Raw genomic sequence first — 26,425 nt, forward strand, 5'->3', positions numbered from 1 at the left:
TATCAGACACTCAGACCCGGCAGGTGATGCCGGGTCTGAGTGTCTCAGTACGTCAGGAAACCAGTTCCTGCGCATAAAGATAGAGCGCTTTCAGCTGCCCTACCTTTTCTGCATCCGCTTCATGCAGATTGGCCAGTCCCTCCAGCTCCTGCATAAACGCCTGTACCCGCTCAGCATTCAGCACTTCACGGCGATGCTGCAACCAGCGTTGCTGCTCGGCATCATCCAGCGTGCCGGGGAAGTTACGCGCCCGGTAGCGGAACAGCAGTTTTGCCACCCGTGCACTTTCAAAGCTCAGGTCGAGCGCGGGCAGATTCGCGGGCGCGGTCTGACGAATGATATTCATCCCGGCGCGGTCGGCATCACTGAAGAAGCCATCATAAAGTTGCGTGTCTACATCATCTGACGGCGTAAACGGCTCCGCTTCCGCAAACAGCGTGACCAGTTTTTCCCGCACGTCGGGCTGCTGACGCAGCAGCGCCAGATTCGCCAGACAGTGCTGACGGTCAATGCCCAGACGGGCCGCATCTTCCGGACGCAGTGTACTGGCAGGAGCCAGCACCGGACACTTGTTAATGTGCACCAGTTTTACCGGCACCGGTGGCAGATCGCCGAGGTCGTTTTTCGGCGTATAAAGACGCTCACGAAGCGTGTCGGCATCCAGTTGCAACAGTGGCGACATGTCACCCGCCAGATCCACGACGATCAGGGCATTGCGGTTATCGGGATGCCAGGCCAGCGGCACGATCCAGCTGGTGTTACCGCGCGCGGCACCGAACATGCCGGAGACATGAACCAGCGGCTTCATCTGGGGGATGTCGATCAGGTTCATCAGCTTGTTTTTGTTTCGATGAGTAAACAAAAACTCAAACAGTTTTGGCTGCTTCTCTTTTACCAGCTTCGCCATCGCCAGCGTGGCGTACACATCAGACATCGCATCGTGGGCATTTTCATGGGCCACGCCATTGGCTTTGGTCAGATGCTCCAGCCGGAAGCTGGGAAAGCCTTCTTCATTCTCCGGCCAGATAATCCCGTCAGGGCGTAATGCATAGCAGGCACGCATCACGTCCAGGAGGTCCCAGCGTGAGTTGCCGTTTTGCCAGGCCCAGCCATAAGGGTCATAAAAGTTACGATAGAAGATATTGCGTGTCACTTCATCATCGAAACGCACGTTGTTGTAGCCCACCACACAGGTTTGTTCGGTGGTGAACAGCGTATGAATGCGTTCGGCAAACTCGGCTTCGATCATGCCGCGACTCATCGCAATCTGTGGGGTAATGCCGGTAATCATCACGGCTTCAGGTTGTGGCAGGTAGTCGTCAGGCGGACGGCAGTAGAACACGTCAGGTTCGCCAACCGGATTAAACTCGCTGTCGGTGCGCAGGCCGGCAAACTGGGCGGGCCGGTCGCGAGAGGGGCTGGTGCCGAAGGTTTCATAATCGTGGAAGAGGAAAGTAGGCTGTACGCGGTCGTTATTCAAATTTCATATCCGTTCATTGCGTTCACTGACTTTATAAACAGAAAGCGAGAAAACGGCTCTCTGTTCGCTCTGAATTTGTCTGCGCACAGCAGGCTGAATTATGTTCGTTGTGTCTGGTGTGCTGATTGTGGTTCAGCCGTGTCGTGCCATTATAGTGGCCCAATACAGCCGATGGGGCTTTACCTGTATGGTAAACCATAATCCGGCATGCCAGAAGTTAAGGGTTTAACCCGCTTCACATTGTTTTTTAGCTGCACCGCAGCAAGAACCGCAGCACCAGACCAATAAGACCCTGTTGGTGTCGTTGGCCACGCTCCCAGACCGGACGCTGTTTCGCCTGTTCTTACTGCGTCATGCCCGGCGCTCGCGGTGCAGGTCGCCCTATGAAATCTGCACTTTACCTGTGGGATGACGCGGATCACGGGCAGAAATCCGACACCTGACAGGTCAAACCCCGTCATCAGTTCATACTTTTTTTCAATTTATTCAAACCTTCACAACGCTTTTGCCGTAAAACGTGCGGCTGTTTCCGTTTCGTTTTAGAAATTTTCTCTCCCGTGTAATTAAGGATGAAGTGTTGAAAAGGCGTCTGCTGTTCACCGTTACCGCTACTCTATTTTGGGCCTCGCTGGCACAGGCTGATGCGATCCCCTTTCCTGTGACGCCTCCGGCGATTGATGCCGCTTCCTGGGTGCTGATGGATGCCACAACCGGGCAGGTCCTGACGGCGGGTAATCCCGATGAACGCCGCAATCCCGCCAGCCTGACCAAGCTGATGACCGGTTACGTGGTGGATCGCGCCATCGACCAGAAAAAAATCAGCCGCGACGATATGGTCACGGTGGGTAAAGATGCCTGGGGAGCGGGTAATCCGGTGTTTAAAGGCTCATCGCTGATGTTCCTGAAGCCAGGCGATAAACTGAGCGTCCGGGACTTAAGCCGTGGCGTCATCATCGATTCCGGTAACGACGCCTGCGTTGCGCTGGCGGATTACGTGGCGGGCAGCGAAGCAAACTTTGTCGGCATGATGAACCACTATGTCGAAAAACTGGGTCTGCAGAATACCCATTTTGAAACAGTGCATGGACTGGATGCACCCGGTCAGTTCTCCAGTGCGCTTGATATGGCAAAACTGTCACGCGCCATTATTGATGGTGAGCCGGACTTTTATGCCATGTACAGTGAGAAAACCCTGACCTGGAACGGCATTACTCAAAACAACCGTAATGGCCTGCTGTGGGACAATAATCTTCACGTTGATGGACTGAAAACCGGTCACACTGAGACGGCAGGCTTTAACATTATTGCCTCGAATGTGGTGGGCAAGCATCGCCTCATCGCCGTTGTGATGGGGGGTAAAAGTTCAAAAGGCCGTGAAGAGCAGGCGCGTAAATTGCTGGTCTGGGGCCAGAACACCTTTGATACTGTTCAGCTGTTCCACGCCGGTAAGAAGATTGGCACTGAAAATGTCTGGTACGGTAATCCTCATCAGGTCGATGTCGGAACCGCAGAAGATGTGTATCTGTCGCTGCCGCGCAGTGAAGTGCAGAACGTGAAGGCGAAGTACGTCATTAATCGCAAAGATCTGGAAGCCCCGCTGAAAGCCAATGAAGTGGTGGGTGAAATTCAGGTGATCGATAAAGATCAGCAGATTGCCCACTATCCGCTGGTGGCGCTCAGTGCGGTTGAACCGGCCGGAGTCATTACCCGCGTGACGGATTATCTGAAGCAGAAGTTCTGATTAGCCGATTGTCAGCACTAAAACGGGTAGCCTGCGGGCTGCCCGTTTTCACATTGATGCCCTGTGACTGTGTGTCGATAAAAGTTACAAAGCCGTAGCCAGTTGTTTTTAACTTCCGGGCAGGTATGTGAGACGGATGTTGATAATTGTAAGCGAACGTCAAAACTGTTTGAAATATCCCGCCCGCGCTAAGCCTGAGCCGCGTTCAGAGTTAAGATAGCCACATTATGTTCCCGCAACCGGAAAGCCACCTTGCGTCCTGATAAGCCCATATCAAAACTGGAGTTCTGGTTTTATCGCCATTACCGCTCCGTTCACGGCGTGCGCATTGCCATCGCCTTTTTGCTCTGCTTCATCTTTGTCCGGGCAACCGGGATACCTGAAGGCACCTGGCCGCTGATTACGCTGGTGGTGGTGATGGGACCGATCTCCACCTGGGGAAATGTCTTTCCGCGCGCGCTGCAGCGCATCAGCGGCACGGTGGCGGGCTCCATCTCCGGTCTGATTGCCCTGAAGCTGGAGCTGATCTCAATGCCGGTGATGCTGGCCTGGTGTGGCATCATCATGGTGATCAGCGGCTACCTGACGCTGGGCAAACATCCCTACATGGCGCTGTTGATCGGGATTACGCTGAGTGTGGTGGTGGGTGCGCCAACCGGCGATTTCACCATGGCACTGTGGCGCGGCGGTGATGTGATTCTGGGATCGCTGATGGCGCTGCTGTTTACCGCAATCTGGGCGCAGCGTGCGTATACCCACTGGCGCATTCAGCTCTCTGACGCGCTGGCGGAAATGGCGAAGATCTATCACGCCGGTTTCTCGCCCAACCTGGTTGAAAAGCCGCGTCTCAACAAGCCGCTGAGCAAATTGCTGAGCAGCGTTATTAAGATGCGTGCGCTGCTGGAGCCGTCGAGTAAAGAGACGCGTATCCCGAAGTCGGTGCTTGAAGCCATTCAGACCATTAACCGTAATATGGTTAACACCATTGAGATGCAGATTAATGCCTGGTGGGCATCGCGTGAAAGCCATCTGATTATGCTTAACGCACCCGCACTTCGCCGCACCCAGCAGATGACCGAGAACACGCTGCGGGCGCTGTCGGTAATGGCGATTGAGGGAGAAACGGAAGAGGTGATTGCCAACAGCCATGAGCTGACCGAAATCAGCGGCGAACTGCGGCGGCTGATCGCCGACGCGGGCAGCGATGGTCTGGAAGAGACGCCCATCTACGGCTACGTCTGGCTGACGCTGGAACTGGCGAAACAGCTGGAGCGGATGACCGATCTGATGCGAATGGCGCTGCGCAAATAATCACCTCAGACAATGACTTAATGTGAAACCGGGTTTCTTTGCGCTAAGATAAGAGCCAGTCTGAATTTAGCTGTGAAAATTGCTTACCTGGCGGGCTAGCCGCTAAGCTGATCGTTTTGACTCTCTCCCTGCGTCAGCAGGCTCAAAGAAAGGTGCCATCATGGAAAATGCCAAGCAGTCATTTCAGGACGTACTGGAGTTCGTGCGTATGTTCCGCCGCAAAAACAAACTGCAGCGTGAAATCGTCGACAACGAGAAGAAAATTCGCGACAACCAGAAGCGCGTTCTGCTGCTCGACAACCTGAGCGAATATATCAAACCGGGCATGAGCGTTGAGGCTATTCAGGAAATCATCGCCAGCATGCGTGTGGATTACGAAGATCGCGTCGATGAGTACATCATCAAAAACGCTGACCTGTCGAAAGAGCGTCGCGAGCTGTCTAAAAAGATCAAAGCGATGGGCGTGGGCGAACACCCGAAAGCATAAGGGCATATAGCTGAGCGCTAATGCGACTTAGCTCCCATGCGAACCCGCTTCCACTCTGGTGGAGCGGGTTTTTTATTGCCCGCATAACCGCAGATTTATTTACCCGCCAGTCTTCGCGCAATCCCCTGTAGCTGCTGTGACAGCGCCACTAAATCGACCTGCTTATCAGCGGGCGGGGCGGTGGTCTCGCGGATCACCAGCGTGGTTTCCAGCGCGATGTGTGAAGCTTCTTCACCCTGAAGCCGGGCCAGCATCCGCTCGACGCTCTGTGCGCCAAGAAAGTGTAAATCCTGTCGCACCGTGGTCAGCGGCGGCTGATACCATGCGCTCTCGGCAGTATCGTCATAACCAATCACCGATATCTCACCAGGAATCGCCACGCCATACTGATGCAGCGCCCGCATCGCACCCAGCGCCATCTGATCGTTCGCGACCAGCAGCGCCTGTGGCAGATCGTCGGGCAACTGCGCCAGCAGCGCCTGGTAGCCGGACTGTGCGCTCCAGTCGCCCCGCAGTGAACAGTGCGGCGTTAACTGATGATCGGCCAGCGCCTGACGCCATGCGTTTTCACGCTGACGGGCTGACACCGAGCGCTGCGGTCCATTTAGCAGGCCAATCTGGCGATGACCCAGCGCCACGAGATGTTCAACGGCAGCACGCGCGCCGGACTCATTCGGGTACTGACACTGCGCCACCGCGGCCCTGGGTTCAACATCCAGAAAGATTACCGGTTTACTGCCACACAGCAACTGGATCTGCTGCGCCTCATCCGCCTCCAGCGGCAGATTGATCAGCAGCCCATCGACCCGCTGTGCCAGCAGTTCATTCACGGTGGCGGCCGCATCGTTACCGCTGTCCATCGCGATCACCAGATGATATCCCGCCCTCGCAGCACGCTGCTGAATCGCCGAGGCGATCTGCGCCGGTGCCATCAGGGCCAGATCGCTGGTAGCCAGGCCGAGCGTGCGCGTCGCCTTGCCCGCGAGCTGCTGCGCCACGCGATTAGGCACATAATTGAGCTGCTGCATTGCCACCTCAACCCTTTCCCGCGTGCGGGCTGACACCTGTTCAGAACGATTTAAAACACGTGAAACGGTTTGATATGAGACGCCGGCCAGTTGAGCGACATCATCGAGGGTCACGGAGCGGGAAGTCATTGAACTCTCCAAAATATGAAGCGACGAGTGTAGCAAATTTTCCTGCTGCGCTGCTGCTGCTGCTGACCACACTTTCACCGCCACACTGCCGGAGGCCATTGCCGTACCCGGTCAGTGCACTCGGCCCTGGTTAACGCTGCTGCAGATAGACCTGCAGATTCACATCCACTGCGTTCAACAGCGGCGTCGCGAGGCCATTTCGTTTCGCCCGTAGCAGCAGATCGCCTATCACCTGATCCGCTTCGATATCAAAGCCCTGGGTGAGATCGCGATACATAGAGGAGGTCATGGGCGTCGCCGGATTGTTCAGCAGCTCAAAAATGCGGGCGGTGACCGCCGGGCGCGGCTGATAGCCTTCGGCAGAGATGACGGACAGAATCTCGGTGAAAATTCCCTGTAACAGCGCTTCACCGCCGCGCGAGGTGAGAATTTGCTGGGTATTGCCGCGTGCCAGGCAGCAGACCGCGCCCAGCGTGCTCAGTAGCAGCCACTTTTCCCACAGTTCATCCATGATGTTGTCACTGAACAGGGTATCAACCTGACAGTCGCGCAGTGCGGCATCAACCCGCTGCAGCCGCGCGTCGTTTTTACCGTCCAGCGCACCGTATAAGAGCTGATGCAGCGGCGTCATCTGGATCACTTCACCCTTGTCACCCAGCGTGGCATTGATTTTACACAGGCCGCCAATCACCTTATCTTCGCCGAAACGCTGTTGTAGTGTTGCGATGTGCCGCATTCCGTTGAGAATCGGCATGATCAGGGTTTCCGGGCCGACCGCAGGCGCAATGTCATCCATGACCTGCTCAAGGGCAAAGCTCTTCACCGTCACGATAATCAGGTCATAGTGGCTTTTCAGCGTGCTGGCCTGTGTCAGCTGCGTCTGAAACTTTTCAGTGCCCTGCGGCGTCTGTAATACCAGACCGTGGGTCTGAAGCTGCTGATAACGCCGTTCACGTACCAGAAACGTGACATCCTGACCTGCCTGAATCAGTCGTGCGCCAAAATATCCACCGGTCGCCCCGGCACCTGCCATCAGAATACGCATCCCACTCTCCCTTTACTGAAAACCTCTACCTTAGAACGCCGCAGCCGGGCTTACCAGTCTTAGCAAGGTCAGAGCGCATTGTGGAGCATAAAATGCCAGGTCGGGAAAGCGGCGGCAGGGAGGCGGCAACGCAGAGTCTCCCTCTGTTCCGGTTAAACGATTAAGCCAGCATGATACGTTACAGCCGGGTGACGCCCAGTGCGGCGGCCTGCTGCTCCCATGCCACCACGACCTGATAATTGTCCCGATGCACCGGGCTGAATCCGCCGATCAGATTATCGTCGCAGACGGCGCGAAACGCAGGGTCGCTCACCAGCTGAAGCAGTATTGTACGTAACGTCTCCAGCTGGGCCGCTGACGTTGAGGCTGCTGTGATCAGCGGTAATCCGGGTGCGGCTGGCGACTCTCCGATGATATGCAGGCCGCGCAATTCCTCAGGCGCATGACGTGCCAGCAGCGCCCAGCTGACGCAGTCGATCGCCGCGATATCCGCCTGTGAATCACGCAGTGCCGCCAGCGACTGACGGTGCCCGCCGCTCAGCAGCAGCTGCGAAAACGTCACGCCCTGAAGCGCTGCGACAAACCGCAGTGTGTTATAGCCGGAGTGCGAGTACAGGCTGTTTGCCACGGCCCGCTGACCGTAAAAATCGGCGAGCGTTGCCTCTTTGTCCCGCGCCACCAGCCAGCTACGATATGCGTAACCGTTGCAGCCCGGTGCCCGATAGTGAAATGCACCGACCAGTTGCACTGCAGGCAACTGACTGACCAGCGGATAGCCGCAGGTCTGGCTCAGCAGCAACCGATCATTCTGCCAGTGTGTCAGCAAATCCTCAGGCCAGACCGGTTGCGCGGCCATACCCTGCTGCGCCAGCAGGGTAACCATCGCCTGCATCAGCGCCTGTGTAGCAGGCGGATGAATCGCATACATCGGCAAAGCGAGCAGGGTATTCATGTGTGTTCTCCGCTGTGTTTTCCGGTGGCGCGTAATGCACTCAAGGGTAGTTCAGATTCAGCAGCAACCGGCGCCCCGGCAATCTATTGGGTGCGCCAGTGCCTGACAGCAGAAACCCGCAGAAACCCGCAGAAACCCGAAGAGTGAAAGCCAGGTTGGTCAAAAGTAACGTGGATACGCTGCAGGCTATGTCGAAAATCCTGAATATAGCGCTGAAAGATATTGACTATCAGTGGCGGCGCGGAGGGCGTAACCTTTCCCTATCGAATATCGCCTTATGCTCACAGGCGTTTAACGCCTGTCAGGAGAACTACAGATGAAAAATATTGGCTTCTTATCTTTTGGTCACTGGACGCCGTCGTCGCAGTCTGCCACCCGCACCGCGCAGGATGTCTTATTGCAGTCGATCGACCTGGCGGTCGCCGCCGAAGAACTGGGCGCAGATGGCGCTTACTTCCGCGTGCACCATTTTGCCCGCCAGCTGAGCTCGCCGTTTCCGCTGCTGGCTGCCGTGGCCGCGCGCACCAAAAAGATTGAGATTGGCACCGGCGTCATCGACATGCGCTATGAAAACCCACTCTACATGGTGGAAGACGCCAGTTCAGCAGACCTGATCTCCAATGGTCGTCTGCAACTGGGTCTGAGCCGCGGTTCACCGGAGCAGGTCATTGATGGCTGGCGCTACTTTGGCTTTGAACCCAAAGCGGGTGAAAGCGATGCGGATATGGGACGTCGTCATACCGAAGAGTTCCTGGAGGTGCTGCGCGGCGAAGGCTTTGCGAAGCCGAATCCGCAGCCGATGTTCCCGAATCCGCCAGGCCTGCTGCGCCCTGAGCCGCTTTCTGAAGGGTTGCGCGACCGTATCTGGTGGGGCTCCGGTTCCAATGCCACCGCAGAGTGGGCAGCAAAAATGGGCATGAACCTGCAAAGCTCAACCCTGAAAGATGATGAAACGGGCGAGCCGTTCCACATTCAGCAGGCAAAACAGATTCGCGCCTATCGTGAGGCCTGGAAAGCAGCCGGGCATCAGCATGCGCCACGCGTCTCTGTCAGCCGCAGTATCTTTGCGCTGGTGAATGATATGGACCGCGCCTATTTCGGCCGCAGTGGTAACGACCAGGATTCGGTCGGTTTTCTGGATGAGAAAACCCGAGCCATCTTTGGCCGCAGCTACGCCGCAGAGCCTGAAGTGCTCATTAAGCAGCTGGCACAGGATGAAGCCATTGCCGAAGCGGATACGCTGCTGCTCACCGTGCCTAACCAGCTCGGTGTCGCCTACAACGCCCATGTGATTGAGGCGATTCTGAAGTATGTCGCCCCGGAACTCGGCTGGCGTTAAGTGACCCAGCGCCCTGGATAAGCAGGGCGCTATCTGGTTTACCTTGCCCACAAATGATGCGCGTTCGTTGTAATATCTCTGCAGCCTGTGCGTGTCATCACTTTCTGATTCTTTAGCTTTTTCCCTCTGCGTTTATCGCTGGCAGGTCTCCCGACCTGACAGGGCACTTCTCACTCACTCACCCTTTCTTAGTTAATACCTGCGATTTCTGGAGTGGTGACTTTTCCCTATTTTAGTCACGCCTGCGCCGGAAGGGAGCCGCATCCACTTAGTCAGCGTTTCAGCAAATCTTCTGCTTAAGCCTTTGCTGCTCATTGCTCTTTAAAGGTCGGCGCAACGGATAATGCCTTTCCGTAATTAGTGACCATTGACAACATTGGTCACATGATTACAAAATGGCGGCACTCTCCTGCTTACTGTTGAAGGTCATCTATGCTCAGGTTCATTCCCGCCACCCTGGTTGTTTGTCTGCTGCCACTGGCGCTGGTGGGCTGCCGGGACAACGCGTCCAAAGAGGATCCGCGCACCCAGCCGCCGCTGGTCAGGGTCACGAAAGTTCTCAGCGCTGCTGATGACAGTCGCGCATTCAGCGGCATCGTGGTTGCCCGGGTTCAGAGCGACCTCGGTTTTCGGATATCGGGCAAAATCCTCGAAAGGCTGGTGGACAGCGGCCAGCGTGTGAAGCGTGGTCAGCCGCTGATGCGACTTGACCCGGTCGATCTGCGACTGCAGGCCCAGGCCGCACAGCAGAGTGTTGCCGCTGCGCAGGCACGCGTCAGACAGACCCGTGCCGATGAAGCGCGTTACCGCACACTGGTGGCAACCGGCGCGGTTTCCGTGTCGGCCTATGACCAGATTCGGGCCGCTGCGGCCACCGCGCTGGCCGATCTGAAAGCCGCGCAGGCGCAGGCCAGCGTGGCGACTAATGCCAGTGGATATGCGCTGTTACTGGCGGATGACGACGGTGTGGTGATGGCAACACTGGCGGAGCCGGGCCAGGTGGTGAGCGCCGGTGAGGCGGTTGTCAGACTGGCCAGAGCCGGGCAGCGTGAGGCGAGCGTACAGTTGCCAGAGACGCTTCGTCCCGCAGTGGGCAGCGAGGCGCAGGCAACGCTCTATGGTGCGGGTAGTGCGCCCGTGTCAGCCCGGCTTCGGCAACTGGCGGATGCAGCCGATCCGATGACGCGCACCTATGAGGCGAGATATGTGCTGGAGGGCGCACTGGCCAGCGCGCCACTGGGTGCTACCGTCACAATTTCGTTAACCAATAAACCCGTGCAACCGCAGCTGAAGGTGCCGCTGGCTGCGATCTATGATGCCGGTAAAGGTCCAGGCGTCTGGGATATTACGGGTCTGCCTGCCACTGTTACCTGGCGGCCGGTAACAGTGATCGCGATCAGTGACGAGGCGGCGACTGTGACGGGGCAGCTCAATGCAGGCGATCGGATCGTGGCTCTTGGGGCACATCTGTTGCAGCAGGGCGAGCGCGTGCGATCTGATGACGCAGCAATGACAGGGAGCCAGCCATGAGCCACGGACGCTTTAATCTGTCAGCACTGGCCGTGCGCGAACGCGCCATCACGCTGTTTCTGATCATCCTGATTACCGTGGCGGGCATCCTGTCATTTTTCGAACTGGGCCGGGCAGAAGATCCGCCGTTCACCGTAAAACAGATGACGATTATCTCCGCGTGGCCAGGTGCGACGGCGCAGGAGATGCAGGATCAGGTGGCCGAACCGCTGGAGAAGCGGCTGCAGGAGCTGCGGTGGTATGACCGCAGCGAAACCTATACGCGGCCTGGCCTGGCGTTCACCATGCTCTCCCTGCAGGACAAAACGCCGCCCTCCCAGGTTCAGGAGGAGTTTTACCAGGCTCGTAAGAAGCTGGGCGATGAGAGCAGAAATCTGCCCGCCGGAGTCATCGGGCCGATGATCAACGACGAGTTCTCTGACGTGACCTTTGCGCTGCTGGCGCTGAAGGCAAAAGGGGAACCGCAGCGCCTGCTGGTGCGTGAGGCGGAATCACTGCGTCAGCAACTGCTGCATCTGCCGGGTGTGAAAAAGGTCAATATCATCGGCGAGCAGAGTGAGCGCATCTATGTTTCGTTTTCACACGATCGGCTGGCGACGCTCGGTATTACCCCACAGGAAATTTTTGCGGCACTGAACGACCAGAATGTCCTGACGCCTGCGGGCTCGATCGATACTCAGGGACCCCAGGTGTTTATCCGGCTTGAGGGCGCTTTTGATAAGCTGGAAAAAATTCGTGAGACACCGATTGTGGCGCAGGGGAGAAGCCTCAAGCTGGCAGACGTGGCTACCGTGACGCGGGGATATGAAGATCCCGCCACGTTTAAGGTTCGTCATCAGGGTGAACCCGCATTGCTGCTCGGTATTGTGATGCGTGATGGCTGGAACGGTCTGGCGTTGGGCAAGGCTCTGGCTGCTGAAACCGTCAGCATTAATCAGGCGATGCCGTTAGGGATGTCACTGACTCAGGTCACCGATCAGTCCGTGAATATCCGCTCAGCGGTCGATGAATTTATGATTAAGTTCGTCGTGGCATTACTGGTGGTGATGGTGGTCTGCTTCGTCAGCATGGGCTGGCGTGTCGGAGTAGTGGTGGCGGCGGCCGTTCCGCTCACCCTGGCGGTAGTATTTGTGGTGATGGAAGCCTCCGGCAAAAACTTTGACCGCATCACGCTGGGATCGTTGATTCTGGCGCTGGGCTTGCTGGTGGATGATGCCATTATTGCCATTGAGATGATGGTCGTGAAGATGGAGGAGGGCTACGACCGCATCAAGGCGTCTGCGTATGCCTGGAGTCATACGGCGGCACCGATGCTGGCCGGAACCCTGGTCACCGCCGTGGGCTTTATGCCCAATGGTTTTGCACAGTCCACGGCGGGTGAATACACCAGCAATATGTTCTGGATAGTGGGCATCGCCCTGATCGCCTCCTGGATTGTGGCCGTGGTATTTACGCCTTACCTCGGGGTAAAGCTGCTGCCTGACATCAAAACGGTGGAAGGCGGTCACGCAGCCATCTACAACACCCGTAACTACAATCGCTTTCGCCAGCTACTGACCAGCGTGATTGCTCGTAAAGGCTGGGTAGCAGGCGTGGTCATTGCCCTGTTTATCACCGCTGTGCTCGGAATGACGCTGGTGAAAAAGCAGTTTTTCCCGACCTCAGATCGGCCTGAAGTGCTGGTTGAAGTTCAGCTTCCCTACGGCAGCGCCATTGAACAGACAGCGGCTGCGGCTAAAAAGATTGAGACCTGGCTTAAACAGCAGCGTGAGGCAAAAATCGTCACCACCTACATTGGTCAGGGACCGCCGCGTTTTTACCTGGCGATGGCGCCCGAACTGCCCGATCCTGCCTTTGCCAAGCTGGTCATACTGACCGACAGTCAGGATGCACGCGAGACGTTAAAAACGCAGCTTCGCACCGCAATCGCCCGCGGCCTGGTGCCTGAAGCGCAGGTTCGCGTGACGCAACTGGTATTTGGCCCTTATTCACCTTATCCAGTGGCGTGGCGCGTGATGGGGCCGGACCCGGTACGCCTGCATGTTATCGCTAATCAGGTGGAAGCCGTACTGCGTGCCAGCCCGATGATGAGGACGGTGAACACCGACTGGGGCGCACCCGTGCCGACACTGCATTTCTCGCTGGATCAAAACCGACTGCAGGCCGTGGGCCTGACCTCCAGTGAAGTCGCCCGACAGTTGCAGTTTCTGTTGACGGGCGTGCCGGTCACCACCGTGCGGGAAGATATCCGCGCGGTCCAGGTCGTGGGCCGTGCTGCCGGAGATATCCGGCTCGATCCGGCTAAGATTGCTGACTTCACGCTGGCAGGTGCGGCGGGGCAACGTATCCCCTTGTCGCAGATTGGTGAGGTGCAGGTGAAAATGGAAGATCCCCTGCTGAGGCGGCGCGACCGTACGCCCACTATTACCGTCCGGGGTGATATCGCCGATTCCCTGCAGCCGCCGGATGTCTCCACGGCGCTGAATAAAACCCTGCAACCGATCATCGCAACGCTGCCTGCGGGCTACCGCATTGAACTGGCCGGTGCGATAGAGGAGTCCGGTAAAGCGACACAGGCGATGGCACCGCTGTTCCCGATCATGATTGCGATCACACTTTTAATCATCATTTTGCAGGTGCGTTCTCTGTCGGCGATGGTGATGGTATTTCTCACCGCACCTCTCGGGCTGATAGGTGTTGTGCCGACGCTGCTGCTGTTCGGTCAGCCGTTTGGTATCAATGCGCTGGTCGGGCTGATTGCCCTGTCAGGCATCCTGATGCGTAACACGCTGATCCTGATAGGGCAGATCCACCACAACGAACAGCAGGGGCTGGCACCTTTTGCTGCGGTGGTAGAAGCGACCGTACAGCGTGCGCGTCCCGTGTTACTGACGGCGATGGCAGCGGTGCTGGCGTTTATTCCACTCACCCACTCGGTGTTCTGGGGAACGCTGGCCTACACGCTGATTGGCGGCACGCTGGGCGGTACCTTAATCACGCTGGTTTTCCTGCCCGCGATGTATGCGATCTGGTTCCGTATTCGTCTGCCAGACAGTAAAACGGCAGTTGTGAAACCGGCGCTGTCGGAATAGTCTCAGGGTGGCGGTTGCCGCTTCGCTGCTTTTTTTAAGCACAGCGGCGGCCGTCGGTTCATTGTCTTAAGCTTTTGAAGAAGGTGCATAAAAAGGTAAAAGCTATCAAACATATAGGATGAGACAGGTGTGCGATCCTGAAAATCCTCTATAGAGTAGCGATGAAAATACAAAAAAGAGGTGTGACCATGAGCAATTCCGTTGATGAAGATGCAAAAGATGCAAAGCCTATTGTCGAAGCCGATCGCGAAGCGCCTGAGGGCAAATGTCCTTTTCACGCGGGCAAACCACCTCAGTCAAATCAGGCGCCGGGTGGCGGAACAACTAACCGTGACTGGTGGCCGAATCAACTCCGGGTTGACCTGCTGAACCAGCACTCATCCCGTTCGAACCCGCTTGATCAATCCTTCGATTACCGTAAAGAATTTGCCAAATTAGATTACTCTGCACTGAAAGCTGACATCAAAGGGTTGCTCACCGAATCACAATCCTGGTGGCCCGCTGACTGGGGCAGCTATATCGGTCTGTTTATTCGCATGGCCTGGCACAGCGCCGGAACCTATCGCTCCGTGGACGGACGCGGTGGTTCGGGCCGTGGTCAGCAACGTTTCGCCCCGTTAAACTCCTGGCCTGATAACGTCAGCCTGGATAAAGCGCGCCGTTTACTGTGGCCAATCAAACAGAAATATGGTCAGAAAATCTCCTGGGCCGACCTCTATATTCTGGCGGGTAACGTTGCGCTGGAAAACTCCGGGTTCCGCACCTTTGGCTTTGGTGCCGGCCGTGACGATGTCTGGGAACCGGATATGGATGTGAACTGGGGCGAAGAAGCGGCCTGGCTGGAACACCGTCATCCGGAATCTCTGGCGCAGTCACCACTGGGCGCCACTGAAATGGGTCTGATCTACGTGAACCCGGAAGGTCCGGAACACAGCGGTGATCCTGCTTCTGCGGCCCCGGCTATTCGTGCCACCTTCGGCAACATGGGCATGAACGACGAAGAGATCGTCGCGCTGATTGCAGGTGGTCATACGCTGGGTAAAACCCACGGTGCCGCACCCGCCAGCCACGTCGGTGTCGATCCCGAAACCGCGCCCATTGAAGCGCAGGGCCTGGGCTGGGTTAACAGCCACGGCACGGGTGTCGGTGCAGATGCGATTACCTCTGGCCTGGAAGTCATCTGGTCTCAGACGCCTACCCAGTGGAGCAACTACTTCTTCGAGAACCTGTTCAAATATGAGTGGGTCCAGACGCGCAGTCCGGCGGGCGCTATTCAGTTTGAAGCGGCTGATGCACCGGAAATCATCCCGGATGCGTTTGATTCCACGAAGAAACACAAACCGACCATGCTGGTCACTGACCTGACGCTGCGCTTTGACCCGGAATTTGAAAAAATTTCGCGTCGATTCCACAACGATCCGCAGGCGTTCAATGAAGCCTTTGCCCGTGCCTGGTTTAAGCTGACGCACCGTGATATGGGGCCAAAAGCGCGTTACATCGGTCCGGAAGTGCCACAGGAAGATCTGATCTGGCAGGATCCGCTGCCTGCACCGGTTTATCATCCAACCGTGGCAGATATCGCCCAGCTGAAAGAGAAGATTGCAGCATCCGGTCTCAGCGTCAGCGAGCTGGTGTCAGTTGCGTGGGCCTCGGCATCCACCTTCCGTGGTGGCGACAAGCGTGGTGGTGCCAACGGTGCCCGACTGGCGCTGCTGCCGCAACGTGAATGGCAGGTCAATGCCATCGCGGCACGCGTGTTGCCGACGCTGGAAGCGATCCAGCGCGAAGCACACAAGGCTTCACTGGCAGATGTGATCGTGCTGGCGGGTGTTGTGGGCGTTGAGCAGGCGGCGAAAGCGGCTGGCGTCGCGATTGAGGTTCCGTTCACGCCGGGCCGCGTTGATGCGCGTCAGGATCAGACCGACATCGAGTCGTTCGATCTGCTGAAAGCGCGTGCTGATGGTTTCCGCAACTACGGCACGGGCTTTGGTAAAACCACGACTGAAAGTCTGCTGATCGATAAAGCGCAACAGCTGACGCTGACTGTACCGGAGTTAACGGTGCTGGTGGGCGGGATGCGTGCACTGGGTGCTAACTTTGATGGCAGCCAGCACGGTATCTTCACGCACCATGTGGGATCGCTGAACACAGATTTCTTCGTCAATCTGCTGGATATGCGTACCGAATGGAAAGCGACTGATAGCAGCAACGAGCACTTTACCGGACGTGATCGTGTTAATGGGGAAACCCGTTTCACCGCCACCCGCGCCGACCTGGTATTCGGTTCTAACGCGGTGTTACGTGCCTCGGCGGAAGTCTATGCCAGCAGTGATGCCCGTGAAAAATTCGTCAAAGACTTTGTGGCCGCCTGGACCAAAGTGATGAATCTGGATCGGTTTGATATCTGACTGGTGTTAACGCGGTAAAACGCTGACAAGTGACTGCACCCCAAAAGTTGGTAATCCAACTGAGTAGGGTGCAGTTTTTTTTGCGCGCTATGCTTCTGATGGCAGCTCTGAGGCGATCCTTTTTACTCAGACCTGGTGTGGCAGATAATTACTCGTCCAGTTTCAGCGGCGGCAACTGCGCAAAAATGCTCAGCAGGCCTTCGCCCCAGCCTTTGCGGATCATGTCGAAATAGGGGTGCGTTTCGGTAATCCGGTGCTGCTGCGCGGCACTAAAGCTGTCTTTGGGGTAGGTCATCACATCCAGCGGCAGGCCCACGGAAAGATTACTGCGCAGTGTGGAGTCCATCGAAATCAGTGCACATTGCATCGCCTGATCCAGTGCGGTGTCGTAGTTCAGTACGCGATCGATAATCGGCTTACCATACTTACTCTCACCAATCTGGAAATAGGGCGTGTCGTGTGTGGCTTCGATGAAGTTCCCCTGCGGATAGATGTGGAACAGCCGCAGACCTTCCCCGTTAATCTGTCCGCCGAGCAACAGGTTGCAGCTGAAATCTGTATTGCCGCCCTGATTTGCGCCGCTGTCCCGGGCGATCACTTCTCGCACCGTTTCACCCAGCAAACTGGCGGCATCATACAGGGACGTCACGTTCAGCAGGTTTTCCCGCTCATCGTCTGCGCAGCGACGATGCAGCAGACTGATAATGCTCTGTGTGGTCGCCAGATTTCCGGCACTCTGAATCACCAGCACCCGTTCATCGCTTTGATGAAACACATGCAGTTTACGGAAGGTGGAAATATGGTCCACTCCGGCATTGGTGCGTGAATCTGAAACAAACACCAGGCCAGAGGACAAGCGCATGGCCACACAGTAAGTCATAAAATGGCTTCCTCAGGTATTCAGGATCATTGCGGAACGTCGAGCATGGCAACGGCGGCAACAGTGCGCATGTCTTCGCTTCCTCCACCTAACCGGATACCGCGGACCGGGCATGCATCAAGATAATCTATGCCGATAGCCAGTTTCAAATGCTGATTCGGTTGGCAGGTGTTATTGGTGACATCAAAGCTCTGCCACCGGTCATCCAGCCAGGCTTCCGCCCAGGCATGCATGGCCACATGTGCGGAGTCTTCCGAGTATAGATAACCGCTGACATAACGCGCCGGGATACCCAGGCTTCGGCAGCAGGCCAGGAAAACATGCGTGTGGTCCTGACATACGCCGGTTTGGGCGGAAAAGGCCTGGGAAGCGCTGTCTTTTACCGTGGTGCTGCCGGGGTTATAGGGCATTTTCAGCAGCAGTTCGCCCATCAGATTGCACAGACTCTCATGCTGTGCCTGCGGCCGGTAGTAACGACTGGCGAAATCGCGGATCGCGCCATCGGCCAGCGTCAGCGGGCTGGTGCGCAGAAACACCAGTGGTGAGAGATGCCCGCAATTATCGTCTTCCGTATTATCTTCAATCTCCACCACGCCGTTGGCGACAATGGTAATGGCCTGATGGGGCTGGTCGAGTGTCAGAACATGCAGGATATTGCCATAAGCATCCAGCGTGCGGGTGGCGTATTCCGGCAAGGTCAGATCCCACGACAATATCTTCTGATGACTGGAATCCTGTGGCGTAAGGCGAAGATATTGCGTGCTGTGTTTAACCTGTTGCGCATAGCTGTAGTGCGTCTGATGCGTGACATTCAGTTTCATTATTGAGCCTCCAGATAGGTTTGATGAATGCACTCAGCGATGGCATTGGTCTGATCCAGAAACTGCATCAGCCAGGGACTGAGACCCATCTCAACAATTTCGTCCATTTCAGTGAAGCGCAGCTGAGCGTAAAGGGTATGAACGCGACGACGGGGCTGATTACCCGCGCTGCCACCGATCTCATCCAGCTCCTGGGCCATAAGTTCGATGCAGGAAAGCAGAGAACGCGGTAGCTCGCGGCGCAGTATCAACAGCTCGGCGATACCTCTCTGGCTGATTTGTTGCTTATAAAGCGTGTGGAACGCTTCGCGGGCGCTGACTGCACGCAATAGCGTGTCCATCCGGTAGTATTCACGCACCGGATCCTCATCGGCGTTCAACAGCTGATTTTTAGCATCCAGCAGGCGCGCGGTGCTGTCTGAGCGTTCCAGCAGGGTACCGAGGCGGATGAAGTTTTGTGCATCACTGCGCAGCAAGGTGCCAAACATCGCCCCACGGAACAGATGTGAACGCTCTTTGACCCAGTCAAAGAACGCGTCTGCACCGGCAGAACCGACGCCCTGGCGGCGAATCAGTTTCATCTCTATCCACGTGGCATTGATGCTTTCCCAGACTTCAGAGGAAAGACTGCCGCGCACCGCATGCGCATTGTTCCAGGCCATTTGCAGACAACTGAAAATGCTGCTGTGGTTGAAACTGTCCAGTGCGAAGAAATTAAGCAGATTCCCCATCGACGCCTGCGGATAGTGCTCGTCGAACAGCTCCCGCGTGCCGGTCATGGTCAGCGGGACCAGCAAATCATTGTTTTCATCGCGTGCGTGGACATCACGGATCGACATCATCGACAGCTTATTGGTCACGTCCAGCAGGCGTGCAATTGTCTCGGCGCGTTCCAGATAACGTGCCATCCAGTACAGTTCGCTGGCTGTTCTGCTTAGCATGCGTCATCCTCCGTCGCATTTTCTTCCAGTACCCAGGTATCTTTAGTTCCGCCGCCCTGAGAGGAATTCACCACCAGTGAGCCTTCTTCCAGTGCTACACGGGTTAATCCACCCGGTACCAGACGAATTTCGGCGCCGGTCAGCGCAAAGGGCCGCAGGTCGATGTGACGCGGTGCGAGCCCGTTATCGACAAAGGTCGGGCAGGTGGAAAGCGCCAGCGTTTCCTGCGCGATGTAATTTTCCGGGCGGGTGCGCAACAATTCGCGGAAGCGTTCGATTTCCGCCTTGCTGGCCTTGGGTCCAATCAGCATGCCGTAACCGCCTGCACCATGAACCTCTTTCACCACCATTTTTTCCAGGTTTGCCAGTACGAAAGAGAGATCGCTCTCTTTGCGGCATTGCCACGTCGGCACGTTATTGAGAATGGGATCCTCAGCAAGGTAGTAACGGATCATCTCCGGGACGTACGGATAGATCGATTTATCATCTGCCACGCCGGTGCCTATCGCATTCGCCAGCACCACACCACCGGATCGGTAGACCGACAGCAGGCCGGGAACGCCGAGCATGGAATCGGCGCGAAACGCCAGCGGGTCGAGGAAGGCGTCGTCGATACGCCGATAGATCACGTCAATTCTGCAGGGACCTGCAGTAGTGCGCATGAACACCGCGCCGTCTTTCACGAACAGATCGACACTTTCAACCAATTCAACACCCATTTGTTGTGCGAGGAAGCTGTGCTCGAAATAGGCGCTGTTAAAGCGGCCAGGTGTCAGTACCACAACGGTCGGATCGTTGACGGTGGTGCTTTCGCGCAGGGTTTGCAGTAAGTGAGAAGGGTAGCGGGAAACCGGCGCGATACGCTGCCCGGCAAACAGTTCGGGATATAACCGCATCATCATTTTGCGGTTTTCCAGCATGTAAGAGACACCAGAGGGCGTGCGAAGATTATCTTCCAGCACGTAATATTCGCCATCGCCTCCCCGCACCATGTCGGTTCCGGCAATGTGGGCGTAAGTATCACGGTGAAGGTCGATACCCTGCATGCAGGGCTGATACTGCTCGTTGGCCAGCACCTGTTCAGCGGGGACGATCCCTGCTTTAAGGATCTTCTGGTCGTGATAAATATCATGCAGAAACGCATTGAGTGCCTGAACCCGCTGACGAATCCCGCGATCAAGCATCTGCCATTCGCTGGCCGGAATAATACGTGGCACGCTGTCGAACGGGATCAGCCGTTCCGCGCCATCGTCTTCACCATAAACATTAAAGGTAATCCCCACCCGGTGAAACAACAGCGCAGCTTCCTCTTTTTTGCGCTGGACGGCCTGCTGATCGGCTTTCTGTAACCACTGCCAGTAGTCCTGATAATGGCTGCGGTGTTTACCTTCAGCCATCAACATTTCATCAAAAAAGGGTGAATCGGAAAGGTCAATCTTGATCATCATCACCTCACAAACAGGACAGGCTGCAATTGAATCGTTCAATAACACTGACGATCAGGCATAAAGTGTGCCAGGGTGCAAATGGGCTGAAAATCAGGGAAAAAGGGGATGAACTGCCCTGTTTGGGTGCGGCTCGCTTTCAGGTTGTGTGAAAAGAGGGCAAAAACAGGGTACTTACCTTAAATATGGTCGCTGATGAGGCAATTACCAGTGATGTTTGCAGAACTGCAACGGTAACAGAGCCTGTTTTTGGTGTTATGATAAGTGTATTTCCCCGTGTAATGCGCACGTGTTTCATTTAGGAGAGAAACCATGACCGCGAAACAACGCAACACGCAGAGCGTGACCATGACAGTAGAGCGTGCCTTACTGGTAAGAGCGCGTGAAGCGGGCATTAATCTGAGTGCTACCCTGACAGCTGCCCTGGATGCAGAGCTTCGCTCTCATGAAGCGAAAAAATGGCAGGAAGAAAACAGAGAGGCTCTCGCAGCATTAAATCGTTTTCATGATGAGCAGGGGTGTTTCAGCGATGAATACAGGACGTTTTAATTATGCAATTCACTGTATACGGTAATACCGGGAAAAGCGTCGTTTACCCGCTGTTGCTGGATGTCACGAGCGATATTATTGGGCAATTAAATCGTCGGATAGTGATCCCATTGCTCCCTATTGAAAAGTATCCGGCAGGCCGCCGACCGGATCGCCTTGTCCCCGTCGTCAGGCTGACGGATGGCAAAGAATACGCTGTAATGACCCACGAGCTGGCAAGTATCCCTGTCCATGCCTTAGGTGCGGTGTTTTGTGATGCTTCGCAGTACCGCACTCAGGTAAAGGCGGCAATAGATTTCCTGATTGACGGAGTTTAATGTTTCTTACTTAAGCTGGTGGCCTGTCCAGGCAATGGCACAATCTCAGGCATGCTCATTTTTATTCCACGTGATGAATAGCGGATACCGCTGATGGCTCTAACGTCAGGGGAAATGGGGCTGGTTTTATTGCTGAAATTAATCTCTGTTTGTTGGGCAATACGCCATTCGCCGCAGCGATAAACAGATGGAGCAAGCTATGTCGGCATATGGGTTAATTGCAGGGCCAGTTGATGAATAACAAAAAGCCCGCTTAGTTTCCTAAGCAGGCTTTTCTAATTTGGCTCCTCTGACTGGACTCGAACCAGTGACATACGGATTAACAGTCCGCCGTTCTACCGACTGAACTACAGAGGAATCGTTTGAACGGGGCGCATAGTAACGGCCACGCCGGAGCATGTCAAAGCTCTTTTTCATAAATTCGCGCAACTGCTGAAATAGTCGCCACTATCGCGTGTTATGCCGTGACAGTACGTGCTGCAAGGAGCATTCATGCGGAAAAAGAGGCACGCAAAACTGAGGTGTTTATGAGGTGTTCTGATGGTGCAAAGCGCTTGTCAGACTGCTGTGCGCGTGATTTAAGCGGATAGTTTTTTACGGCCGTCACAAAGTCTCTATTCACGCTTTGTCAGCAACAGAAACGAAACGTAGATTTCATTTCAATCCTGAACAGAATATACGGAGTTGACATGAACAAAGTCAGAATCGGCATGATCGGCAGCGGCTATATCGGGCGTTGCCACGCCATTGCCTACGCCCAGGCACCCACCGTCTTCGCGCTCAAAGGCGAAATTGTGCGGGAGATGCTGGCCGAAGTGAATCCTGAACTGGCGGCCCGACAGGCAGCAACCTTTGGTTTTGCGCGTTCAACCGGCGACTGGCGCGCGCTGGTCAGCGATCCGGCGATTGATGTGGTGGATATCTGCGCGCCTAACTTCCTGCATAAAGAGATGGCGCTGGAGGCGATACGCCACGGCAAACATGTCTATTCAGAAAAGCCGCTGTCGCTGAGCGTGGCGGACGCGCAGGAGATGGTCGCGGCGGCTGAAGCCGCAGGGGTAAAAACGCTGGTCGGCTTCAACTATATGAAAAACCCCACCAGCCAGCTGGCAAAAGAGATCATTGCCAATGGCGAAATTGGTGACGTGGTGCATTTCTACGGCACCCACAACGAAGATTACCTCGCCAGACCGGAAACCCCGCTCGACTGGCACTGCCAGAAAGCGCTGGCCGGTCTGGGTGCGCTCGGCGATCTGGCGGCGCACATCGTCAATATGGCGCACTACCTGGTCGGTGACATTGCAGAGGTCAGCGGTGACATGATGACAGTGATCACCTCACGTCCCGATCCCAAAGACTCTGCCCGGCAGTTACCGGTTGAAAACGAAGATCAGGCCAGCGCGCTGCTGCGCTTCTCTAATGGCGCACACGGCGTGATTGAAACCTCACGCATCGCCTGTGGCGCAAAAATGGGGCTGACCTACGTCGTCACCGGCACCAAAGGCACACTGCGGTATACCCAGGAGCGCATGGCGGAGCTTGAGCTTTATCTGCATGACGATCCCGCCGGACGGCAGGGTTTCAAAACACTTCTCACCGGGCCAGCTCATCCTGATTACGCGAACTTCTGTGTTTCAGCCGGGCACGGCATCGGATTTAACGATCAAAAAACGGTGGAGATCCGCGATCTGATCAACGGTATCGCAGCGGGTGATCGCATGTGGCCCGATTTCGCAGAGGGATTGCAGGTGCAGAAAGTCCTGGAAGCGATTGCGCACTCCGCAGAGCAGCGCCGCTGGATCGAGGTGTAATGTAGCGTCACAGGTGAGAGGAAATTGCCGCTGCGGCAATGAATGCCGTCGGGCAGGGCGGGAACCTGGGTTCACCGCCCTGACGTAATCAGATCAAGCCGCTTTTTTCCCACCACAGCTTGTCCAGCGCATAGAACCGGTCACGCTGGCTCTCAGGCTGATTGAGATCGCGTTTCCACGGCTTCGCCAGAATATAGTGCAGGTTCTTCACCTCATCATCCTGCCAGAGGCCACGGTGCTGGAAGGGCAGCGTTTTTAACGCATTGTAGATATAAGAGAGCGGTTTCCAGCGTTCCGCGAACACTTCATTCAGCAGATCCTGTTCAGAGAAAGGATAAGAGCTGAGATCATCAATGGCGGCAATACGTTTTTCCAGCGCGTCGAACATTGCGTTGTCAGGCTTTAGCACCAGAAAACCGCCGTTCAGATAATAGTCGACGCTCTCCGGGGCCTGCTCACCGCGCGCCTGCCAGGTGTAATGACACTGCTCTGGCTGCCATTCTGGCGGATAAGAGGCAATCTGGTTGGGATTACAGCGGCAGGCGTGACAGGCAGCCAGCGGGTTTTCACCCAGATCCAGCGTAAACAGCTCATCCATGTTTTTAAGGACCAGCATATCCGCATCCAGGAACACCACGCGCTGATAATCGGTGAGCTGCCAGGCGCGCAGCTTGGTCCAGACTTCACCGAACTGAGCCGAGGCGTAATGCTGATCGAGATCGTCACGCGGATAGAGCGGATCGACTGGTTTAATCACACAGCCTTCATTTTGCAGAATCTGACAGTCAGCGTCTGAAATCGCCGATGTAGTCATCACCACCAGCGGCCACTGGCTCTGGCTCTCTTTCAGCGAACGGTGCAGCGCTTTCACGCCCACCAGATAATCGGGTTGTGTTAACAGCGTTACCCAGGCAAACATAGCTTTCCTCAATCAGTCAAAAAGTGGCGTGATGTAGTCGTTACCCAGTCGGCCCTGCGGGTCGAGCTGGCTGCGCAGGGCGCGGAAGGCGTCCCACTTCGGATAGATCTCACGCCAGTTGTAGCGTTCTTCGTCGTAATACTTGCCCCAGTGCGGGCGTCCACCCTCCTCGGCGAGCAATTTTTCCACTTCAGTCAGGAAGTGCAGCCCTTCCTGAGACAGCGAGCCATCATCGGCGTAATAGACGACAAAGCCGAAAAAGCAGGTGGGCTGGTCAGTTGCCGGGCTGAGCCAGGCTGACGATGCGCCAGTGCAGCGCAGGATAATCGGGTAGTGCATATGCGGACGGTTTTCGGCATACCATTGCTTGATCCGGCGAATAATGGCCGGCGTTTTTGCCAGCGGTACGCCGATTTCCACATTGATCTGGGGAACTGCAATGCCTCGGCAGAAGAGCTGGTAGATGTCACCGGTAACATCAGTGAAATCACGAAAACGGGTAACGGTGCGGAACTGTTTTCCCCCTTTGCCCTCAATCTGAGTATCGCGGTGCATATGCGCCAGCGTCTGGTCGATAGTGTCATTAAGACTCTCATCAACCTCACCCTCATGTTCCACCACCTGACGACCCTGTGCTTCATAGCGATCACGCTCTTCGGCACTCGCTTCATGGGCGTTCCAGACATGCATCACGTTGTCGTCAACAAACCACCACGCTTTACTCAGTGGATAGTCGTTGTTCCAGCGCAACAGATCCTCTTCAAGCGTATCGGCGGACACGGCATTCTTGTGGCAGGTGAAAATGCGAAACGGCTGCGTACGAAGTTTTACCGCAGTAACAATGCCCAGCGCCCCAAGAGAAACCTGCGCGGCCGGGAAGTCAGCTTCACCACGAACAAATTCGCGCACGCTGCCATCGGCCAGCACCATCCGGATTGCCAGCGCCTCATCGGCGATCGAACTCTGCTGCAAACCCTGGCCGTGCGTGCCGGTCGCCATCGCACCGGCCAGCGTCTGAATCGCAATAACACCTGGTGAAGACGCCAGCATGCGGTTCATTTCGGTCAGGCTGCGATAAACCTGCTCAAGCGGGGTCGCGCCACCAAAGGTCACGCTCTCTTCATCGCTGGCGAGCTGGCCACTCAGTGCACTGAGATCAAGCAGCACATCATCATCAGCGACGTGCAGCATGCGGCCTGGCGACAACTTGCTGCCAATCACCCGAATCTGACCGCGTGACTCCCGAAGAAGTGTCTGTAATTCCGCTTCACTGGCGGGACGCTGAACCTGCTGACGACGACCGATCTGCGCGTTCTGCGCCCAGTTCCACAGTGCATCATCATCGGGTTTAATATGGGTCTGACGAAGCGGATAGAGGCGTGCGTCTCTGGTCACAACAGCATTCCTTATTATTGCATTTAAAAGACAAGTATCACTAAGCGTAGACTATTGCCAAATGCAGTCAGGAATGCCGGTAATTATTTACGGATGTAACGTAACGTTGCGGTGACAGCCAGCTGACGATTGCGGCGAATACTCTCCGCCTCGCTGTTATCAGGGCTAAACAGGGCGTTGAAAGTATAACGGTTCGAAACGTGGTGAACGCAGATGCTGCTGATCAGGCGATGAACATCAATGGTCTGCACGCCGGATGTAAACACGCCCTGTTGCTGACCACGTGCCAGGATATCATCCAGCAGATCCAGCGCGCTGCGGTTCAGTGCTTTTATCTGCGCCGACTGGGAAATATAGCGACCGCGCAGCAGGTTTTCACTGCAGACCAGACGGATAAAATCGGGATGTTCGACATGGTAATCGAAACTGGCTTCCACCAGCCGGGTCATGGCCAGCTCTGGCTCCATCGCCGCCAGGTTAAGGCCCGTTTCATGCTGACGTATCTGCTGATAAACCTGTTCCAGCACGTCGATATAAAGCTGTTCTTTACTGCCAAAGTGATAGACCACCATGCGTTTCGTGGTCTGCGCATGCTCAGCAATCTGCTCCAGCCGCGCACCCTGCATACCAAATTCTGCAAACGTCTTTAGTGCGCCGGCAATGATGCGTTTTTTCAGCCCTTCAGGGTCATTTTTACGTTTTGTTAGTTCTGACATGGTGCTCAATAAAGTGATTCTGACCGGGGAATGTTAGCACAGTGTTGAGTGGCTGCCTGCAACCGCAGGCGCAGCAGATGCGGCAACCT

Annotated in this window: 21 protein-coding genes and 1 tRNA gene; 10 read left to right on the forward strand and 12 right to left on the reverse strand. The window is 55.9% G+C overall.

Translation table 11 applies throughout. The features are described from left to right. Window positions 1-52 precede the first annotated feature (52 nt). Window positions 53-1,480 carry an exodeoxyribonuclease I gene (sbcB, locus tag IAI47_RS07165; protein WP_008926044.1) on the reverse strand — a complete coding sequence of 476 codons (1,428 nt, stop codon included), beginning with the start codon at window positions 1,478-1,480 and terminating at the stop codon, window positions 53-55. A 577-nt stretch (window positions 1,481-2,057) separates the two neighbouring features. Here sbcB and dacD point away from each other — a divergent pair. The 3 genes from dacD (at window position 2,058) to tmaR (ending at window position 5,019) form a co-directional block, all read left to right on the forward strand. Further along, window positions 2,058-3,221: a serine-type D-Ala-D-Ala carboxypeptidase DacD gene (gene dacD / locus IAI47_RS07170; protein ID WP_008926043.1), complete on the forward strand. Its 1,164-nt coding sequence runs from the start codon at window positions 2,058-2,060 to the stop codon at window positions 3,219-3,221. 252 nt (window positions 3,222-3,473) lie between these two features. Beyond that, entirely contained in the window at window positions 3,474-4,532 is a 1,059-nt protein-coding gene (locus IAI47_RS07175) for an FUSC family protein (protein WP_008926042.1), read from the forward strand. Between the two features lie 160 nt (window positions 4,533-4,692). Next, window positions 4,693-5,019 carry a PTS system regulator TmaR gene (gene tmaR, locus IAI47_RS07180; protein ID WP_004571340.1) on the forward strand — a complete coding sequence of 109 codons (327 nt, stop codon included), beginning with the start codon at window positions 4,693-4,695 and terminating at the stop codon, window positions 5,017-5,019. A 95-nt stretch (window positions 5,020-5,114) separates the two neighbouring features. On the opposite strand, the gene IAI47_RS07185 is transcribed toward tmaR, so the two are convergent. The 3 genes from IAI47_RS07185 to IAI47_RS07195 form a co-directional block, all read right to left on the reverse strand. Further along, window positions 5,115-6,176 (reverse strand): LacI family DNA-binding transcriptional regulator, encoded by a 1,062-nt coding sequence (locus IAI47_RS07185; protein ID WP_008926041.1) that lies wholly within the window; start codon window positions 6,174-6,176, stop codon window positions 5,115-5,117. 130 nt (window positions 6,177-6,306) lie between these two features. Further along, on the reverse strand, window positions 6,307-7,221 hold the full coding sequence (locus tag IAI47_RS07190) for a ketopantoate reductase family protein (protein WP_008926040.1): 915 nt from the start codon (window positions 7,219-7,221) through the stop codon (window positions 6,307-6,309). Between the two features lie 178 nt (window positions 7,222-7,399). Continuing rightward, the gene (locus IAI47_RS07195) at window positions 7,400-8,173 is read right to left on the reverse strand and encodes a phosphate/phosphite/phosphonate ABC transporter substrate-binding protein (protein ID WP_008926039.1); all 774 of its coding nucleotides are present in this window, start codon (window positions 8,171-8,173) and stop codon (window positions 7,400-7,402) included. 316 nt (window positions 8,174-8,489) lie between these two features. On the opposite strand from IAI47_RS07195, the gene IAI47_RS07200 reads away from it, so the two are divergent. The 4 genes from IAI47_RS07200 (at window position 8,490) to katG (ending at window position 16,542) form a co-directional block, all read left to right on the forward strand. Beyond that, a complete protein-coding gene (locus IAI47_RS07200) occupies window positions 8,490-9,512 on the forward strand; it encodes an LLM class flavin-dependent oxidoreductase (protein ID WP_004571347.1) in 1,023 nt (340 codons plus the stop codon). A 432-nt stretch (window positions 9,513-9,944) separates the two neighbouring features. Further along, window positions 9,945-11,042 (forward strand): efflux RND transporter periplasmic adaptor subunit, encoded by a 1,098-nt coding sequence (locus tag IAI47_RS07205; protein WP_008926038.1) that lies wholly within the window; start codon window positions 9,945-9,947, stop codon window positions 11,040-11,042. Next, window positions 11,039-14,134, forward strand: a complete 3,096-nt coding sequence (locus IAI47_RS07210) for an efflux RND transporter permease subunit (protein WP_008926037.1) — start codon at window positions 11,039-11,041, stop codon at window positions 14,132-14,134. The genes IAI47_RS07205 and IAI47_RS07210 overlap by 4 nt, the downstream gene beginning before the upstream one ends. A gap of 188 nt (window positions 14,135-14,322) precedes the next feature. Continuing rightward, on the forward strand, window positions 14,323-16,542 hold the full coding sequence (gene katG, locus IAI47_RS07215) for a catalase/peroxidase HPI (protein ID WP_008926036.1): 2,220 nt from the start codon (window positions 14,323-14,325) through the stop codon (window positions 16,540-16,542). A 148-nt stretch (window positions 16,543-16,690) separates the two neighbouring features. Here katG and IAI47_RS07220 read toward each other — a convergent pair whose 3' ends face one another. The 4 genes from IAI47_RS07220 to IAI47_RS07235 are packed head-to-tail and all read right to left on the reverse strand — an operon-like array spanning window position 16,691 to window position 20,629. Further along, entirely contained in the window at window positions 16,691-17,422 is a 732-nt protein-coding gene (locus IAI47_RS07220; RefSeq protein WP_008926035.1) for a proteasome-type protease, read from the reverse strand. A 26-nt stretch (window positions 17,423-17,448) separates the two neighbouring features. Then, a complete protein-coding gene (locus IAI47_RS07225) occupies window positions 17,449-18,243 on the reverse strand; it encodes a transglutaminase family protein (protein WP_004571352.1) in 795 nt (264 codons plus the stop codon). After that, window positions 18,243-19,184: an alpha-E domain-containing protein gene (locus tag IAI47_RS07230; RefSeq protein ID WP_008926034.1), complete on the reverse strand. Its 942-nt coding sequence runs from the start codon at window positions 19,182-19,184 to the stop codon at window positions 18,243-18,245. The genes IAI47_RS07225 and IAI47_RS07230 overlap by 1 nt, the downstream gene beginning before the upstream one ends. Then, the gene (locus IAI47_RS07235) at window positions 19,178-20,629 is read right to left on the reverse strand and encodes a circularly permuted type 2 ATP-grasp protein (RefSeq protein ID WP_008926033.1); all 1,452 of its coding nucleotides are present in this window, start codon (window positions 20,627-20,629) and stop codon (window positions 19,178-19,180) included. The genes IAI47_RS07230 and IAI47_RS07235 overlap by 7 nt, the downstream gene beginning before the upstream one ends. A 312-nt stretch (window positions 20,630-20,941) precedes the next feature. On the opposite strand from IAI47_RS07235, the gene IAI47_RS07240 reads away from it, so the two are divergent. Together IAI47_RS07240 and IAI47_RS07245 are read left to right on the forward strand one after the other, a co-directional pair. Then, the gene (locus tag IAI47_RS07240; RefSeq protein ID WP_008926032.1) at window positions 20,942-21,178 is read left to right on the forward strand and encodes a type II toxin-antitoxin system CcdA family antitoxin; all 237 of its coding nucleotides are present in this window, start codon (window positions 20,942-20,944) and stop codon (window positions 21,176-21,178) included. A gap of 2 nt (window positions 21,179-21,180) precedes the next feature. Further along, a complete protein-coding gene (locus IAI47_RS07245) occupies window positions 21,181-21,495 on the forward strand; it encodes a CcdB family protein (protein WP_008926031.1) in 315 nt (104 codons plus the stop codon). Between the two features lie 281 nt (window positions 21,496-21,776). On the opposite strand, the gene IAI47_RS07250 is transcribed toward IAI47_RS07245, so the two are convergent. Continuing rightward, a tRNA-Asn gene (locus tag IAI47_RS07250) sits at window positions 21,777-21,852 on the reverse strand. Window positions 21,853-22,184: 332 nt separating this feature from the next. Here IAI47_RS07250 and IAI47_RS07255 point away from each other — a divergent pair. Further along, window positions 22,185-23,306, forward strand: a complete 1,122-nt coding sequence (locus IAI47_RS07255) for a Gfo/Idh/MocA family protein (protein ID WP_008926030.1) — start codon at window positions 22,185-22,187, stop codon at window positions 23,304-23,306. A gap of 88 nt (window positions 23,307-23,394) precedes the next feature. On the opposite strand, the gene IAI47_RS07260 is transcribed toward IAI47_RS07255, so the two are convergent. The 3 genes from IAI47_RS07260 to IAI47_RS07270 form a co-directional block, all read right to left on the reverse strand. Further along, window positions 23,395-24,225, reverse strand: coding sequence for a glycosyltransferase family 8 protein (locus IAI47_RS07260; protein WP_008926029.1), 831 nt, complete (start codon window positions 24,223-24,225; stop codon window positions 23,395-23,397). 12 nt (window positions 24,226-24,237) lie between these two features. Next, entirely contained in the window at window positions 24,238-25,620 is a 1,383-nt protein-coding gene (locus IAI47_RS07265) for a D-arabinono-1,4-lactone oxidase (protein ID WP_008926028.1), read from the reverse strand. A gap of 83 nt (window positions 25,621-25,703) precedes the next feature. Continuing rightward, window positions 25,704-26,336, reverse strand: coding sequence for a TetR family transcriptional regulator (locus IAI47_RS07270; RefSeq protein WP_008926027.1), 633 nt, complete (start codon window positions 26,334-26,336; stop codon window positions 25,704-25,706). Between the last annotated feature and the right edge of the window lie 89 nt (window positions 26,337-26,425).

The organism is Pantoea sp. MT58, assembly GCF_014495885.1.
GTDB classification, from domain to species: domain Bacteria; phylum Pseudomonadota; class Gammaproteobacteria; order Enterobacterales; family Enterobacteriaceae; genus Pantoea; species Pantoea eucalypti.